Below are 15625 nucleotides of genomic sequence, written 5' to 3'. Positions count from 1 at the left end.
TGCCCGCTAGGGTCCGTCACCGGCTCCGCCCGAGCCGAGGGAGACAAGAACGATGACCGATCTCAATCTGTCGCGCCGCACCGTCATCGCCGGCGCCGGCGCCCTCGCCGCCGCAGCCACACTCGATTGGCCCGGGCTCGGCCCGGCCCAGGCCCAAGGAGTTCCCGTGAACCAGGCACCCGGTTTCTACCGCTACAAGATCGGCGACATCACGCTGACCGCGATCAATGACGGCTTCGCCCGCCGCCCGCTCGAGGGCTTCGTCCGCAACGCCGAGCTGGCCGACGTCAAGAAGGCGATGGAGCAGGCCTTCCTGCCGGCCGATGCGCTGCCGATCTCCTTCACGACGCTGGTCATCCAGAACGGCGACAAGACCACGCTGATCGACACCGGCAATGGTGATTCCGGCGCCCCGACCTCCGGCCGCTGGATGGCGAACTTCACCGCCGCCGGCCTCGACCCGAAATCGGTCTCGACCGTCGTCTTCAGCCATTTCCACGGCGATCACATCAACGGCTTCCGCCTGAAGGACGGCACGGCCGTGTTCCCGAATGCCGAGGTCATGGTCCCGGCCGCCGAATGGGCCTTTTGGATGGACGATGCCAAGATGAACGCCGCCCCCGAGGCCATGAAGGGCGCCTTCGGCGGCGTGCGCCGCGTCTTCGGCCCCGTCGCCAAGGATGTGAAGCAGTTCGAGCCCGGCAAGGAGGTCGTCTCGGGCGTCACCGCTGTCGCCGCGCCGGGCCATACGCCGGGTCACACCGTCTTCGCGGTGGCCTCGGGCGGCAAGTCGCTGATGATCATGTCCGACACCACCAACCACCCCGCTCTGTTCGTGCGCAATCCGGACTGGTCGGCCGTGTTCGACATGGACGGGCCGCAGGCGGCCGCCACCCGCCGTAAGCTGCTCGACATGGTCTCCGCCGACAGGATGCAGGTCGCGTTCTACCACGCGCCCTTCCCGGCCACGGGCCACATCGCCAAGGCCGGCAACGGCTTCGAGCTGGTGCCGGTCCAGTGGAGCCCGGCGATCTGAGCGCCTCGCGACACCGCGATCAGTGAAGGCCGGGGGCTGCCCCGGCCTTTTTCGTTCCGCGGATCGTCCCGGCCGGCTCGCGATCCGGCGGCCGCCTGTGCTAAGCCACGCGCGCGCCGCCCCGGCGCATGCCGTCAGGACCCGTGATGACCGACCGCTTCCAGGCCATCTCCTTCGTCGCCAGCGACACGCCGGAGGCGCAGGCCGCCCTGGCGAAGCTGACCGAGCGCTACGGCAATGCCGATCCGGCGACGGCTGACGTCATCGTGGCACTCGGCGGCGATGGGCTGATGCTGCAGACGCTGCACCGCTTCATCGGCACGGGCACGCCGATCTACGGCATGAATCGCGGCTCCGTCGGCTTCCTGATGAACGAGTTCCGCGAGCGTGGCCTGCGCAAGCGCCTCGCCGAGGCACAGCGCGCCGTCGTCCATCCGCTTTCGATGCATGCGGTCGACCAGGACGGCACCGAGGTTCGCGCCGAGGCGATCAACGAGGTCTCGCTGCTGCGCCGCTCCTACCAAGCCGCCAAGCTGCGGATCTCGATCGACGGCCAGGTCCGGCTCGATGAGCTCGTCGCGGATGGCGTGCTGCTGGCGACGCCCGCCGGCTCGACCGCCTACAACCTTTCCGCCAACGGCCCCATCCTGCCGCTCGAAGCGCCGCTGCTGGCGCTGACGCCGATCTCGGCCTTCCGCCCCCGCCGCTGGCGCGGCGCGCTGCTGCCGGACCATGCCAAGGTCACGATCGAGGTGCTGGAAGCCGGAAAGCGGCCTGTCAGCGCGGTTGCCGACCATGTCCAGATCGACAACGTCCTGCGTGTCGGGATCGAGATCGACCGCAGCGTCGACCTTGTCATGCTGCACGATCCCGGCCACAGTCTGGACGAGCGGATTTTGCGCGAGCAGTTCGGCTACTGAGGAAAGGCTGCACGGCCCCTGGCGAGCAGCCTCACGCCGCCTGCCGGATATCCCCGATCTCGAGCTCGACCAGCAGCGCCGGGTCGGCCTCGACGAGATAGGCGAAGGCCGCATCGTCCGCGAGCGAATCCGCCATGGCGCGGGCCTCCTCGCGCGCGGCCTCGGCGTCGAGACGCCGCAGCAGCCCCATCAGGGCATGGCCCTCCGCGCCGTCCAGCCGCTCGCAGGCGATCAGCACTTCGCGCAGGAGGCTGCGGTCGATCCCTCGCCCGGAGCCGCCCTTGTCGAAGCCGCGCGCATTGAGCGAGGCGATCGCGGCGGCGAAGGCCGGCTGCAGCGAGTCCGGCAACCCGGCCTTGCGGCACAGCGCCTTGAGCCCGGCCCCGCGACGGTCGCGCAGCAGCGCCGCCACCCGGCCTGCAGGCAGATCCGAAAGGAGCACGAAGGCCGCTTCCGCCAGAGCTGGCTCCCCTGAGAGCAGAGACCGCAGCATCAGGCCGGGCGTCAGCCGACCATGGGCGCGCAGCACCTCGACGATGGCCGGTGCATCGCTGTCCTCGCCGCCCGCCGCGAGCGCCACCGCGACCCGCTCGGTCGATTCCCGGGCGAGCCGAGCACTGCGCTCCGGCGTCAGCCAGCCGCATCCGGCCACGAAATCGGCCAGTGCATCGGAGACCCGCGCGGCGATGGTCTGGCGCAACCCGGCGGGCAGGTCGATCCGCGCCAGCAGCGCCTCGCGCAGCACGCCGCAATCGCCGGCCCGTTCGACCATGCGCTCCAGCGAGAAGTCGGGAATGTCGGCGGTGCGGTTGCCGGCGAGCGTCACCAGCGCCTCCTCGCAGCCGACTTCCGCCAGCGCCGCACAGACGCCGGCCGGCAGATGCGGCCGCAGCGCGATCGCCTTCTGCGCCAGCATGTCGCCGATCGCCGCCGCATCGACGAGATCGGCCTCGGTCAGCACCGGCGAATGGGCGAGCACAAGGGCTGCCACGTCGCTCTGCTCGGCCACGAGCCCGAGGATGAGATTGCGCGGCGCCCGCGGCGAGGACGCCACCTCTTCCGCAATCGCCCGGCGCACCCGCGGAGAGGGATCGTCGATCAGCGCGATCAGCGCGGTCTCGGCCTCGGCCCGGTCCTCGTCGGCCATGCCGGAGCGCAGATAGGCGCCCGCCAGCGCGGCCGCGCCGTTGGCGCGCTCTTCGGCATTGGCCGTGCGGGCCCAGAGCAGGAAGCGACGAACGATCATCGGCCGTTCCGCTGGATCATGAAGGCGGACAGATCGAGCGGCGCCCGGCGATTGCGGGACGCAGAGCGCTCTTGCACCACCCCCGCCGGCTGCGTCAGCTCGACAGGCCGCGACGGCGGCAGCGGCGCCTGCACCGTCCGGCTCGAAGCGGCGGCGTTGGCGGCGGCGGCGTCCGACGCCGTCGGGGCGACCGCCGTGGCGTCCGACTTCGTCTGCCGCGGGAAGAAGCGGTCGGCCGGATCGAGCGAGGCCGTCCGGCCCGCATCGCCGCGCGGCGTCGACCAGAGATTGGCGACCGCCTGCGAGACCGGCTGGCGCGAGCCTTCGGTCGAGAACAGGCCGATCAGACCCTTGGCCCGGCCTGGCGCCAGCGCGGCAGCGATCTCGGCCGGCTTGTCGCCGCCCTGCCCCGTCGCAGCCTGCGTGACGGTCGCGGAAGCGGCGAGCTGGGTGTTGGCGTGGCTGGCGGCCAGCACGCCATAGACCTCCTGGGCGCTGCGGGCCCGGCCGGTCTTGTCGAAGAAGATGCTGCGATTGGCGGCGGCGGCTTCGGGGAAATCCTTGGCGGCAGCGCGCGTCGGGTCGCTCGCCGCGGTCTTGATCAGGTCGGCAGCCCCGCGCGCGCCGAGAACATGGGCCATATAGAGCTCGCCCGCCTGCGGCTGGCGGCCGAGCGCACCGGCCAGCTGCTCGCGGTTCTTCTGCGTCAGCGCGCCCGCCATGACGGCGGCGACCTGCGGATCCTTGCGCAGCTCGAGGATCTTCTCGCGAGCCGCCGGATCGGCGACGGTCAGCCGCCCGCCGGACTCGGTGATGGCGTCGGCATAGCTGGAAAGCCCCTGCTTCGGCCCCTCCTGCTTCACCATCGACAGCCAGGTCTGCTCGATGAACTGGAACAGGCCGGTCGCGCTCGAGGTCTTCGCCTTGGCATCGGGCTCCAGCGAGGATTCGCGCTGGGCCGTCTTGAGCAGGTAATCGAACCCTGCCCCGGTCTTGGCCGCGCCGTCGCGGATGGCGCTCACCACCGGGTTTGCCGGCTGGGTCTCGCGCGACTGCGGGGTGGAGAACAGGAACATCGGGACTCTCGGGCGCACCCACCGGCGGCGGCCGCCGCAGGACTCTGCGGCGCGGTCTGGAGAGTGGCCCGGTTATGGTAAGCGAAGCGTTAATCGCGACGCATCGTCAGCTTGCAGCAGCGGGAGACCGGGGGGCGCCTTTCGCCGACGCGATGCGCTAGAGTGGCGGAATCGCCTTGGGCATGGAGAGACAGGGATGCCAGAGCTGAAGCGCCACAAGCGCGGCGGGATCTATTTCGAGGATTTCGAAGTCGGCGCCGTGATCGAGCACGGGCTGACGCGCACCGTCACGCAGATGGACAACATGCTGTTCTCCAACATGACGCTGAACCCGCAACCCCTTCACATCGATGCGCATTTCTGCGCGACCGAGACGGAATGGGGCCAGCCCCTTATGAACTCTCTGTTCACGCTCGGCCTGATGATCGGCATCTCGGTCAACGACACCACGGTGGGCACCACCATCGGCAATCTCGGCATGACCGACGTCACCTTCCCGGCCCCGCTCTTCGAGGGTGACACGATCAACGTCACCACCGAGATCGTGGCCAAGCGCGAATCGCGCTCGCGACCGGATGCCGGCATCGTCGAGTTCCATCACCGCGCCTACAAGCAGGACGGCACGCTGGTGGCGCAGTGCCGCCGCCAGGCCTTCATGCGCCGGCATCCCGCTCCCGTGGCGCTGGACGTCTGACCCCATGCGCTCGCTCCTCTTCGTTCCGGGCGACAGCCCGCGCAAGCAGCAGAAGGGTCTCGCCAGCGGTGCCGACGCCTTGATCCTCGACCTCGAGGATTCGGTCGCGCTCGACGCCAAGCCGCAGGCCCGCGAGATCACCCGCGCCTTCCTCGACGAGGTCCGTGCCCTGCCGCGTCGTCCGCGCCTGATCGTGCGGGTGAACGCCCTGTCCACCGGCCTGACGGAGGCCGATCTGGATGCCGTGATGCCAGGCGCGCCGGATGCGATCATGCTGCCGAAATCCGAGAGCGGCAGCGACGCCGGGCATCTCGCCGCCAAGATTGCGGTGCGCGAGGCCGAATCCGATCTGCCCGATGGCGGCACCCGGATCATCCCCATCGCCACCGAGACGGGCAAAGGCATCTTCGGCCTGGGCAGCTATGCCGGCGCGACCCACCGGCTCGAAGCGCTGACTTGGGGAGCCGAGGACCTGTCGGCCGATCTCGGGGCCGAGACCAACCGCCTGCCGGACGGCCACTACACCGATCCCTACCGGCTCGCCCGCGCGTTGACGCTGTTCGCCGCCTCCGCCGCCCAGGTCGATGCGATCGACACGGTCTTCACCGCCTTCCGCGACGCCGAGGGCTTCCGGGCCGAATGCCTGGCGGCGCGGCGCGACGGCTTCACCGGCAAGATGGCGATCCATCCCGACCAAGTGGCGCCGATCAACGAGGTCTTCTCGCCCTCGCCGGAGGCTCTCGCCCGGGCGCAGGCGATCATCGCGCTGTTCGAGGCCCATCCCGGCGTCGGCGTGATCGGGCTGGATGGCGAAATGCTCGATCGTCCCCATCTGATCAGGGCGCAGCGCCTCGTGGCGCGCGCTCGCAAATGGGATGAATGAACCGCTGGAGGCGATTCGAATGACTCAGGTTTTCGAGGTTTCGGGGATGCATTGCGGCGGCTGCCTGTCGCGCGTGCAGGTGGCGGCCGAGAAGCTCGCCCCTGGCACCACCGTGACGCTGGAACCGCCGCGGCTGACCCTGCCGCAGGGCTCTGCGCTCGACGCCGCCGCGATCAATGCCGCCCTTGCCCCGCTCGGCGACTACCGCGTGAAGCCGGCGGGCTGATTGGGCTCACACTAGGCCGACACGTCATTGCGAGCGCAGCGAAGCAATCCAGGGGGACGTCGAGCGCTGCCACCCCTGGATTGCTTCGTCGCTGGCGCTCCTCGCAATGACGATGAGCGTCGCCCCCATCAGCCGCCCGGCGGGCGCTCGATCGAGAACAGGTGGTCGACCTCGGCATAGTCGGCATAGCCGCAGCGCGCGACGGGATGCGCCGCGGCGGTGTCGAAGCGGCCGTCGCGGATGAAGGCGTCGTCCATGAAGATGCCGACGACCTGCCCCAGCACCATCCAGCGCTCGACGCTGCGGCCCTCGAGATCGACGAGCTGCTGAACCGAGAGCAGCTTGCATTCCAGCGCGGCCGGGCTGCCGGCCACGCGCGGCGGCTTGACGAAGCGCGACGGCGCCATCTCCAGCCCGGCATGGCCGTATTCGCTGGTGCCCCGCGGCAGCGGCGCCGAGGTCAGGTTCATGGCGCCGACCAGCGACTTCGTCACCATCGAGCAGGTGAACTCGCCCGTCTCCTCGATGAAGGCGATCGCGTCCTTCTTGCCCTCTGAGGAGAACATCACGATGTGCGGCCGTGTCGAGACGGCGTTGAAATAGCTGTAGGGCGAGAGATTGACCTCGCCTTTGGCGCTCAGCGCCGTGATCCAGCCGATCGGTCGCGGCGTGACGATCGCCTTGAACGGGTCGTGCGGCAGGCCGTGATCCTGCGCGGCGGGCGAATAGATCATGGCGTCACGCTCCGTAGTGGCTGACGATATCGGCCAGCACGGGCCGCTCGCGGTCGGGCGGCACAGAGGACGCCGTGCCGAGATGGATGAAGCCGGCGACGCGCTCCTCCGCCTCGAGCCCGAAAGCGGCCAGCACGCTGCGGTCGAAGGAGAACCAGTTGGTCAGCCAGCAGCCAGCGAACCCCATCGCCTGCGCCGCCACCAGCATCGTCATGCAGACGGCGCCCGCGGTCAGCTCCTGCTCCCATTGCGGGATCTTCACATGCGGCGCGGCCCGGGAAACCACCGCGACAATCACCGGCGCATGCAGCAGGCGCTTGCGCTCGAAGGCGACCTGATCCTCCGCGGCATCGGGATTGCGGTTGCGGAAGGCCTGCGCCACCACATCGGCCGCCTGCTCGCGGGCCGCTCCGGTGAAGACGATGAAGCGCCAGGGCACCAGCTTGCCATGGTCCGGAACACGCGAGGCGATGGTCAGGAGTTCGTCGAGCTGGGCGCCCTCGGGGCCAGGCGCGGCGAGCAGCTGCGGCGGCACGGACCGCCGCAGCTTGAGCAGAGAGAGCGTATCGGTCATGAAGCATCCGGATGCGAGGAACCCGCCCAGACCTAGTGACTCGCCATGATCAGGACAAGCGAGCCTGCTGAGACATGGGCGCAGGGGGGCCCGAGGCTGTGATCATGTTTGAATGCGAAGGCTTTGAGAGAAGACGGCGCCGGCTGGGCCTCCGCACCGCCGCGCTGCTGCTCGGGCTCGCCTCCGGGCCCGTCTCGGCACAGGCTCCCGCCCCGGCCCCGCCGAACCTGCCCCTGCCCGTTCCCGCGCCAGCCCCCGCCCAGCCGACCATCGGCACCGCGGTGGAGCCCACCCCGGTGCAGCCCGGTCCGCCGCCCGCCACGCAGCAGGCTGCCTTGCGCCTCTCGGCCCAGTTTGCCGGCGACCGCAAGCCGATCCGCTCCGGCCTGGTCTGGCGCATCCTGACCGAGACCGCCGACGGCTCGCCGCCCCGGATCGTCGCCCGCTCGGCCGATGCCGAACCCTTGTTCACGCTCGATCCCGGCACCTATCTGCTGCACGCCGCCTATGGCTTCGCCAGCGGCACCAAGCGGATCTCGCTCGGCCCGCAGGGCCTGCGCGATCAGGTCGCGATCAGTGCCGGCGGCCTGTCGCTCGGCGGCTCGATCGGCGATGCTCCGATCGCCCCCGCCCAGCTGGCTTTCCAGATCTTCGTGCCGCTGCAGGGCAATTCGGAAGGCCGTCTCGTTACCAATGCCCGCGGCGGCGAGATGATCAGGCTGCCGGAGGGCACCTATCACGTCGTCTCGACCTATGGCGATTCCAACGCGATCCAGCGCGCCGATGTGAAGGTCGAGTCGGGCAAGGTGACCGATGCGACGCTGCATCACCGCGCGGCGCGCGTCACGCTCAAGCTCGTCGCCGCGCCCGGCGGCGAGGCCTTCGCCGGTACCGCCTTCAGCGTTCTCACACCGGGCGGCGACGTCATCCGCGAGGCGATCGGCGCCTTTCCGCAGGTCATACTGGCCGAGGGCGATTACGTCCTGATCGCGCGGCAGGAGGGGCAGGTCTTCTCGCGCGACTTCAAGGTGGAGTCCGGTCTCGACCGCGACATCGAGGTGCTGGCCCGCTGAATTCCGCCCGCCGCCGTCAGTTGGTCGCCTTGGGCACGGCGCCCGTAACGGCGGCCTCGACGCCGTCGGCGATGCGGATGGCGAGGCAGCGATAGGCCGACTCGACCAGCTCCGTACCGTTCATCCCGATCAGCTCTTCGGGCGTGAAGCGGCGTGAACTCGCCCAGTCCCGCATCATCCGGTAGCGCGGGAAGACCGCCACGGCATGCTCGTCGGCGGTGCGCTTCAGCACGGCCCGGTAGTCGTCGTAATGGGGATAGCGCCCTTCCCGAGGCATCCAGGGCAGGTCCATCATGACGAGGTCGATCCCCGCCGACTGGACCTTGCGGATGCCTTTCTTAAGAATCTTGGCGAGCTTTTCCTCGCCGATATGATTGACCACGTCGTTGGCGACGGTCTGCCAGATGACGAGGCTCGGTGCCTGCTCGATGACATCCGGCTCCATCCGCATCAGCATCTCGTAGGCGGACTGCCCGCCGACACCGCGATTGACCACGCGGATCTCCGCTTGTGGCAGGCGTCGCCGCAGCTCCTCCTCCAGCACGGTCGGATAGCTTTTATCGGAGCTGCTGGCGCCGGCGCCGGCGGTGGTCGAGGAGCCGATCGCGACGATGGTCAGCTTGCCGGTCTCGCGCAGCGTCTGGACCGCCTTGGGCAGAGCCGGCCGAAACGGCGTCCCCGTCGCCCCATCGCGACAGCGCTGGTCGCCGGCCGGCGGCGGCACGACCGGGCTCGCCAGCGCCGGTGCCAGCGCCGCGGCAGCGATCAGTGCGACTGCGGCGAAGCCTGTCGCGACGGCGCGGCGGAACGGCCGGCGGCGATCGTGAGCGACTGATACCACGTCAGGAACATCCCCAACCCCACCAGGATCGTAACCCCGATGAGGCAAACGAGCAATTGCGGCCCCACCGCAAAGCCGGTTTCGGCCATCACGATCTGCCCGGCGATGGACAGAACCGTCCCGGCGCAGAAGACGTCGAGCGAATGGCGCCCGACGATCGCCAGCACGCGGCCCGCCGCGAAGCGCAGCAGCCCGGCGCCTGCGGGCAGGAACCGCATCGCCAGCCAGGCCAGCGCCAGCACATGCAGCACGCGGCTCCAGGCGAGATTGGTCTTGTCGGAGCCGAGTTGCACCGAGTCGAACCAGTCGTTGAGTGCGGCGATCCCCGTCGGATTGCCCGTCGCCGTCTTGGCGAAGACAGCAAACAGCACATAGCCGAGTGCCAAAGCGTCGAGCCAGCGCAGTCGCGGCAGTTCGAGCCCACCCTGGATGGCGCGGCCAATGACGACACCCAGCGTGAACACGAGCTGCCAGGCGAAGGGATTGAAGAACCAGCCGGCGCCATGGACATTCGGAAAGTTCAGCCCGAGCCAGAGCGCGCCCTGCCAGATGCCGAGCGAGAGCAGCACGGCTCCGAGAGGGCTCAGCCGCACGGCCAGATACAGGAGCGGAAACAGTCCGAGCAGGACGATGTAGAGCGGTAGAATGTCCAGATAGGCGGGTTGGTAGCGCAGCGTCAGCACGTCGATCAGCGCCGCGAGCGTGTCGCTGAAGAAGGGCTGGATGTTGATCGCTTCGATGTAGAGCGGGTTCTGCGTCCGCGTCACCGCCGCGGCCACCACGCCACAGACGACGATGAAGAGCGCCAGATGGGCGATGTAGAGGGTCCAAAGCCGGGCGCCGATCTTCAGCGCACCGACCGTCAGCCCTTGTCGCTCGATCAGATTGCCATAGGCCAGCGTCGCCGAGACGCCGGCCAGCAGCACGAAGGCGTCCGCCCCGTCCGAGAACCCGAAATTATGCGGCATCCAGGCGGCAATGACATTGCCGGGCATGTGATTGATGAAGATGATCAGCAGCGCCAGCCCGCGGATCACGTCGATCCGGGCATCACGGCCCGCAGACGCGGCCGTCCCGCCCGGGCCACGGCCCAGGAGCAGAAAGCGCGACAGGGCGGACAGCTGCTGCACCACAAGAATCCGGCGAAGGGTACGGGGCGAACGCGAGGCCGGCGCTGCGGGTTCCCCCAACCTGAACAAGCGCGCGGACTTCGTTCATGTGGCGTTCATAAAAGGAGCAGGGTTAAGGGTCACTAAACATCGCTTCACAAGCGCGTGTCGGGGCGTGACCGCGGGCCGTGAAGAGAAGCCCCTTTGGCGAGGCGCTGCCTCTCAGTAGGGCGGCTCGGCATAGACCAGCTTGCCGTCGATCAGGAGGCGCTTGATCGCGGCGGTTCCGTCGCCGGCCACGGCGGCGACGACCTCGATCCGGGCCTTCGGCGTGGTCTCGATCCGCCGGCCCTCGCTCTGCGGCACGAAATAGCTTTCGAGCCCATAGGCTAGATGGATGCGTGCGTCGGGTCCGCTGCAATCGAAAGCAGTACCGTCGCCTCGGCAACCGGGCAGAGCAACAACTCTCGCAATCAGCACGGGCTCGGTCCCTGCCGGCCGCTGAGTTGAGACCGATCGCAGTTCGGCGAAACCATCCGAGCCGTTAGCGACTTGGACATACAGCTTGTCACCCCGGCGCAAACGCTTGTCGCCGACGAGCTTTCCGCTTGTGACACGTGAGATGTCGTAAGCCAGCACGACATAGTCGCCGCGGAACAGGTCGCGCGGATCGACCGGCACCGTCCGCAGCCGGATTTCGGTGCCACCGCGCAGGATCGCGGCGCGGCTCTCGACGAGGGCCAGCAACGCGCTGCAGAGCAGCAGCATCGCCGCCAGCATCCGCCCGATCAGCGGGACCTGTGCCAGCAGCGCATCGGCGCTCGGCAGCCTTGGCACGGACGGGGTCATGGCGCAGCCTCCGCCGCCGGCCGCGCCAGCCTGGCGAAGAGCCGCCTCGCGCCGCTGGCGAGGCCGAGCAGAACGCCGCCGGCCACCAGGAAGAACAGCGACTGGTCGAGCAGCGTGCCGATCGTCTGCCAGAGCAGGATCAGGATCGCGAGGCCGAACATGCCCGAGCCCGCCAGCGTCAGTCGGCGAACCCCGCCGGTGACGCCCGCAACGACGAGCGCGATCGCCGAGCCCAGCACGAGGCTCGCCACCACCACCTTGCCCGGCAGGCCGGTGGCGAGCCCGCTCCAGAACACCAGCGGCACGACGAGGCCGAGGACCAGCGCCAACGCCAGCGGCCAGGCGAAGCGCCGGTCGCGGGCGAACCCGGCACAGGCGGCGATGGCGGCGAGGGCCGCCGCATAGGCCGCGTAATTGGCCCAGAAGGCGCGGCCGGCGCGCGAGCCGTGCAGGTCGAGGATGCGGATCAGTTCGGAATCGAGCATCAGCACGAAGCCGAACAGCCCCCAGGGCAGGCAGCAGCCGAGCAGGGCCAGCCCGCCTCGGTCGAGCGCCATGGCGCCGAGCGCGACGAAGGCGGCCGAGATCGCCAGCCCATAGGCGAGAAGGCCGTAGTCGAAGCCGCGGCCGATCCAGTCACCCGGCACCATCACCAGCCAGAACGCAAGGGACAGCACGGCGAGGTGATGGACGAGGCGATTCGGCCGCCCCCAGGCGAGCCAGAGCGCGGGCAGGTAGAGCAGGAAGAAGCTGCCCTGCAGCGTGCCCTGACTCTCCTGCCAGCGCCCGCCGCTCCAGGCGCAGAGCGCGACGAAGGCCACCACCAGCGCGCCGTTCGAGCCCATTAGCGCCGCGACGGCGAGCCCGCCCAGCGCCACCATGAGCGCCCCGGCCGGCCAGTCCGCCGGCAGATGATACATCTGACCGATCAGCGCGATTCCCGCGGCGAAGATCAGCACGGCGCAGGTGGCAGCGGCATCCGCGCCCCCGGCCGAGCCCCGGCGCTCCAGCCGCGCCGCAATGGCGAGCGCACCGACGACACCCACCAGGATCATGGCGAGCTTCACCAGCCGCGGCATCGCCTCCCAGTTCGCCGCGACGAAGGCGGCGATGCTGGCGGCGATCAGAAGTCCACCGAACAGGCCGAGCAGCGCCGGAAGCCGGAAGCCGCCCTCTGCGGCGACGGAACGGCGGATGGCACCGGCGGATTCCGCCGTCAGCAGCCCCTCACCGACCCAGCGTGTCAGATCGGCCTCGAGCCGCTTGCGATAGGACCCCGTCAGCATGGCCGGCAGTCTGGCATGGGAGGGTCACGTCTGGCGATAGGGCGCCGTAGGCGCGTCATGCTCGGGCTCGACCCGAGCATCTCGTGCAGGACCATCTCGTACCAGACCCTCTCCTGCGAGAGCTTCTCGGGTCGGCGCCGCGCGCCGCCCGAGAATGACGCCCGATCAGCCCGCAGCCTTCGCCGCGCGCGCCGCCTTCACCCGCTTCAAATCCGGCGGCGTCGCCTCGTCCAGCATCGCCTCCAGCATGGCGTCGAGGCTCATCACCGTCTGCGCCTGGCTGCCGAGACGGCGCACGGTGACCGTGCGTTCCTCGGCCTCGCGCTTGCCGACGGCGATGATCACCGGGACCTTGGCCAGCGAGTGCTCGCGCACCTTGTAGCTGATCTTCTCGTTGCGCAGGTCGGCACGCGCCCGAAGGCCCGCCGAGAGGCAGGCCATGGTCACGTCCTCGGCGTAAGAATCCGCCTCGGAGGTGATCGGGCAGACCAGGATCTGCTCGGGCGCCAGCCAGAGCGGGAAATGCCCGGCGAAGTTCTCGATCAGGATGCCGGTGAAGCGCTCCAGCGAGCCGCAGATCGCGCGATGGACCATGACCGGCTGCTTCTTCTCGCCGTCCGAGCCGATATAGAAGGCCCCGAACCGCTCCGGCAGGTTGAAATCGACCTGCGTCGTGCCGCACTGCCAGTCGCGGCCGATGGCGTCGCGCAGGACATACTCGAACTTCGGCCCGTAGAACGCCCCCTCGCCCGGATTGATCTCGGTCTTGATCCGCCCGCCGGACTGGTCCGCGATCGTCTGCAGCACGCTCTGCATCACCGCTTCGGCATGGTCCCAGAGCGCGTCGGAGCCGACGCACTTCTCGGGCCGCGTCGAGAGCTTGATGACGAGGTCGTCGGTGAAGCCGAAATCCTCATAGACCGAGAGGATCAGGTCGTTGATCTTCAGGCACTCGGCCGCGAGCTGTTCTTCCGTGCAGAAGATGTGCGCGTCGTCCTGCGTGAAGCCGCGCACGCGCATCAGCCCGTGCAGCGCGCCCGAAGGCTCGTAGCGGTGGACATTGCCGAATTCCGCCAGCCGGATCGGCAGATCGCGATAGCTCTTCAGACCGTGCTTGAAGATCTGCACATGGCCGGGGCAGTTCATCGGCTTCAGCGCGAAGACCTTCTGGTCCTTGGTCGCGTCGTTCGGGTTCTCGAAGGCCGAGGCCGACTTCACCGCGAACATGTTGTCCTGGTACCAGCCCCAGTGACCCGAGGTCTCCCAGAGCGACTTGTCGAGGACCTGTGGCGCGTTGACCTCCTCGTAATCGGCGGCCAGCCGGCGGCGCATATAGGTCAGGATCTCCTGGAACAGCCGCCAGCCCTTGGAGTGCCAGAACACGACGCCCGGCCCCTCCTCCTGGAAGTGGAACAGGTCCATCTCCCGGCCGAGCTTGCGGTGATCGCGCTTCTCCGCCTCCTCGATCTGCTTGAGATGGGCGTCGAGTTCGTCCTGCTTCGCGAAGGCCGTGCCGTAGATGCGCGTCAGCATCGCGTTGTTGCTGTCGCCGCGCCAATAGGCGCCGGCCACCTTCATCAGCTTGAAGGCGGTGCCGACCTTGCCGACCGAGGTCATGTGCGGGCCGCGGCAGAGGTCGATCCACTCGCCCTGCTTGTACATCTTCAGGGTCTGGTCTTCCGGAATCGCATCGACCAGCTCGACCTTGTAGGCCTCGCCCTTCTCGGCGAAGAAGGCCTTCGCCTGGTCGCGGCTCCACTCTTCCTTGGTGAAGGGGGCGTCCCGGGCGATGATCTCGCGCATCTTCTTTTCGATCACCGGCAGGTCGTCGGGCGTGAAGGGCTCGTTGCGGGCGAAATCGTAGAAGAAGCCGCCCTCGATCACCGGGCCGATCGTCACCTGCGTCCCCGGCCAGAGCGCCTGCACGGCCTCCGCAAGAACATGCGCGCAGTCGTGCCGGATCAGTTCGAGCGCGCGCGGATCCTCCCGCGTCAGGAACTCGATCTTCGAATCCTTCGCGATCGGATCGCCGAGATCGACGACGACGCCGTCCAGCGCCATGGCGACGGTGCGCTTCAGCAGCGAGGGAGAAATGCCGCCGGCGATCTCCTTTCCGGTGATGCCGGAGGGAAATTCGCGCTTCGCGCCATCGGGAAAGGTCAGGGAGATCGTCATCGATCGTCGCTCCTGCTCACTCGGGGATACGAACCCCGTAAGACAAGGCCGGATACTGGGGATGGCTGGACCAGGGCTGGACCGGCGCGGCGCTGTCCGTATCCGGGGAAGGACAGGGCCGGGAGCGCTCCGCCTATACGAGCACGCCGCGGCAGGCAATCGGCAGCGGCATCGAAAGAGCGGGCCCCGGCCGGCTGGGAACCTGTCCGTTTCGTCACGATCCGCTCACGGCCCGGCAAAGCGCCGTCCGCACAATGGCCATCGTCGCGTCACCCCGTCGCCACAGGAGACATTCCGCCATGCCGACCCTCCGCAGCGCCGCTCTCGCCGGACTCCTGCTCGCCGCCGCCACCGCGCCGCTCGCTGCACAGGACCGCAACGCCATGCGTGAGGCCTGCGGCCAGGACGTCGCGCGCCTCTGCCCTGGCGTGAAGCCGGGCGGCGGCCGCATCATCGCCTGTTTCAAGGAGAAGGCGGCCGAGCTGTCGCCGGGCTGCCGGAGCGCCCTGCAGCAGGCGCAGGCGCAGCGCTGACCGTGGCCTCGGCATCCTCGGCCGGCGGCGCGGTAACGCCGCGCCAGCGACCATAGGACCAGGGCCGGTACCAGGCGGCATCGGGCGGCAGTTCCTCGCAGACGAGATCGATGCCGCTGGTGCCGAGCGGGGTGCAGCGGCAGATCCGCGCCACGCCGATCCAGCCGCCACGCCATAGCCCGAAGCGCTGGATCGCCTCGTCGGTATAGGCCGAGCAACTCGGCCAGTGTCGGCAATGCCGCCCGATCAGCATCGAGAGGCTGAGCTGATAGCCCCGGATCGCCCAGTGCGCGGCGCGGCGCGGCGCCCGCTTGACAGCGGCGGCCTGCGCGAAAAGACGTGACAATCCCTGCTGCGATGCCATCTCATC

At 69.0% G+C, this 15625-nt stretch carries 17 protein-coding genes; 7 read left to right on the top strand and 10 right to left on the bottom strand.

All coding sequences use genetic code 11. The features are described from left to right. The first annotated feature begins 52 nt into the window (after positions 1–52). Together ACFPN9_RS30215 and ACFPN9_RS30210 are read left to right on the top strand one after the other, a co-directional pair. On the top strand, positions 53–1036 hold the full coding sequence (locus ACFPN9_RS30215; RefSeq protein ID WP_066725816.1) for an MBL fold metallo-hydrolase: 984 nt from the start codon (positions 53–55) through the stop codon (positions 1034–1036). Between the two features lie 146 nt (positions 1037–1182). Beyond that, positions 1183–1956, top strand: a complete 774-nt coding sequence (locus tag ACFPN9_RS30210) for an NAD kinase (protein ID WP_082735258.1) — start codon at positions 1183–1185, stop codon at positions 1954–1956. 31 nt (positions 1957–1987) lie between these two features. Here the strand turns inward: ACFPN9_RS30210 and ACFPN9_RS30205 are convergent, their stop codons facing one another. Further along, the gene (locus ACFPN9_RS30205) at positions 1988–3202 is read right to left on the bottom strand and encodes a DUF2336 domain-containing protein (protein ID WP_066725811.1); all 1215 of its coding nucleotides are present in this window, start codon (positions 3200–3202) and stop codon (positions 1988–1990) included. After that, complete coding sequence (locus ACFPN9_RS30200; protein ID WP_082735257.1) at positions 3199–4278, bottom strand: hypothetical protein; 1080 nt, start codon at positions 4276–4278, stop codon at positions 3199–3201. The genes ACFPN9_RS30205 and ACFPN9_RS30200 overlap by 4 nt, the downstream gene beginning before the upstream one ends. A gap of 196 nt (positions 4279–4474) precedes the next feature. Here ACFPN9_RS30200 and ACFPN9_RS30195 point away from each other — a divergent pair, with 196 nt between their 5' ends. The 3 genes from ACFPN9_RS30195 to ACFPN9_RS30185 are packed head-to-tail and all read left to right on the top strand — an operon-like array spanning position 4475 to position 6081. Then, positions 4475–4972 carry a MaoC family dehydratase gene (locus tag ACFPN9_RS30195; protein WP_066725808.1) on the top strand — a complete coding sequence of 166 codons (498 nt, stop codon included), beginning with the start codon at positions 4475–4477 and terminating at the stop codon, positions 4970–4972. Between the two features lie 4 nt (positions 4973–4976). Further along, on the top strand, positions 4977–5855 hold the full coding sequence (locus ACFPN9_RS30190; protein ID WP_066725805.1) for an HpcH/HpaI aldolase/citrate lyase family protein: 879 nt from the start codon (positions 4977–4979) through the stop codon (positions 5853–5855). Positions 5856–5874: 19 nt separating this feature from the next. After that, positions 5875–6081: a heavy-metal-associated domain-containing protein gene (locus ACFPN9_RS30185; RefSeq protein WP_066725802.1), complete on the top strand. Its 207-nt coding sequence runs from the start codon at positions 5875–5877 to the stop codon at positions 6079–6081. A 128-nt stretch (positions 6082–6209) separates the two neighbouring features. On the opposite strand, the gene ACFPN9_RS30180 is transcribed toward ACFPN9_RS30185, so the two are convergent. Further along, complete coding sequence (locus tag ACFPN9_RS30180) at positions 6210–6815, bottom strand: flavin reductase family protein (RefSeq protein WP_066725799.1); 606 nt, start codon at positions 6813–6815, stop codon at positions 6210–6212. A 4-nt stretch (positions 6816–6819) separates the two neighbouring features. After that, complete coding sequence (locus ACFPN9_RS30175; RefSeq protein ID WP_066725796.1) at positions 6820–7389, bottom strand: nitroreductase family protein; 570 nt, start codon at positions 7387–7389, stop codon at positions 6820–6822. A 104-nt stretch (positions 7390–7493) separates the two neighbouring features. Here ACFPN9_RS30175 and ACFPN9_RS30170 point away from each other — a divergent pair, with 104 nt between their 5' ends. Further along, complete coding sequence (locus ACFPN9_RS30170; protein ID WP_377818180.1) at positions 7494–8462, top strand: hypothetical protein; 969 nt, start codon at positions 7494–7496, stop codon at positions 8460–8462. A 16-nt stretch (positions 8463–8478) separates the two neighbouring features. On the opposite strand, the gene ACFPN9_RS30165 is transcribed toward ACFPN9_RS30170, so the two are convergent. From ACFPN9_RS30165 to thrS, 5 genes are all read right to left on the bottom strand, one after another. Then, positions 8479–9303, bottom strand: a complete 825-nt coding sequence (locus tag ACFPN9_RS30165; RefSeq protein ID WP_066724206.1) for an SGNH/GDSL hydrolase family protein — start codon at positions 9301–9303, stop codon at positions 8479–8481. Continuing rightward, positions 9228–10433 carry an OpgC family protein gene (locus tag ACFPN9_RS30160; RefSeq protein WP_066724203.1) on the bottom strand — a complete coding sequence of 402 codons (1206 nt, stop codon included), beginning with the start codon at positions 10431–10433 and terminating at the stop codon, positions 9228–9230. The genes ACFPN9_RS30165 and ACFPN9_RS30160 overlap by 76 nt, the downstream gene beginning before the upstream one ends. 201 nt (positions 10434–10634) lie before the next feature. Continuing rightward, entirely contained in the window at positions 10635–11261 is a 627-nt protein-coding gene (locus ACFPN9_RS30155; RefSeq protein ID WP_066724201.1) for a GDYXXLXY domain-containing protein, read from the bottom strand. Next, positions 11258–12547 (bottom strand): DUF2157 domain-containing protein, encoded by a 1290-nt coding sequence (locus ACFPN9_RS30150; protein WP_066724199.1) that lies wholly within the window; start codon positions 12545–12547, stop codon positions 11258–11260. Before ACFPN9_RS30150 ends, ACFPN9_RS30155 begins: the two co-directional genes overlap by 4 nt. Before the next feature lie 165 nt (positions 12548–12712). Continuing rightward, positions 12713–14722 (bottom strand): threonine--tRNA ligase, encoded by a 2010-nt coding sequence (gene thrS / locus ACFPN9_RS30145; protein WP_082735055.1) that lies wholly within the window; start codon positions 14720–14722, stop codon positions 12713–12715. A gap of 299 nt (positions 14723–15021) precedes the next feature. Between thrS and ACFPN9_RS30140 the strand changes: the two genes are divergently transcribed. Then, a complete protein-coding gene (locus ACFPN9_RS30140) occupies positions 15022–15255 on the top strand; it encodes a cysteine rich repeat-containing protein (protein ID WP_245282283.1) in 234 nt (77 codons plus the stop codon). On the opposite strand, the gene yidD is transcribed toward ACFPN9_RS30140, so the two are convergent. Further along, a complete protein-coding gene (yidD, locus tag ACFPN9_RS30135) occupies positions 15185–15619 on the bottom strand; it encodes a membrane protein insertion efficiency factor YidD (protein WP_082735057.1) in 435 nt (144 codons plus the stop codon). The two genes, ACFPN9_RS30140 and yidD, sit on opposite strands and share 71 nt — an antisense overlap. Between the last annotated feature and the right edge of the window lie 6 nt (positions 15620–15625).

The organism is Allobosea massiliensis, from assembly GCF_042655245.1.
GTDB lineage: Bacteria > Pseudomonadota > Alphaproteobacteria > Rhizobiales > Beijerinckiaceae > Allobosea > Allobosea massiliensis.
The sequence above is the reverse complement of the archived record's forward strand: the minus strand, read 5'-3'. Positions and strand labels throughout refer to the sequence as shown.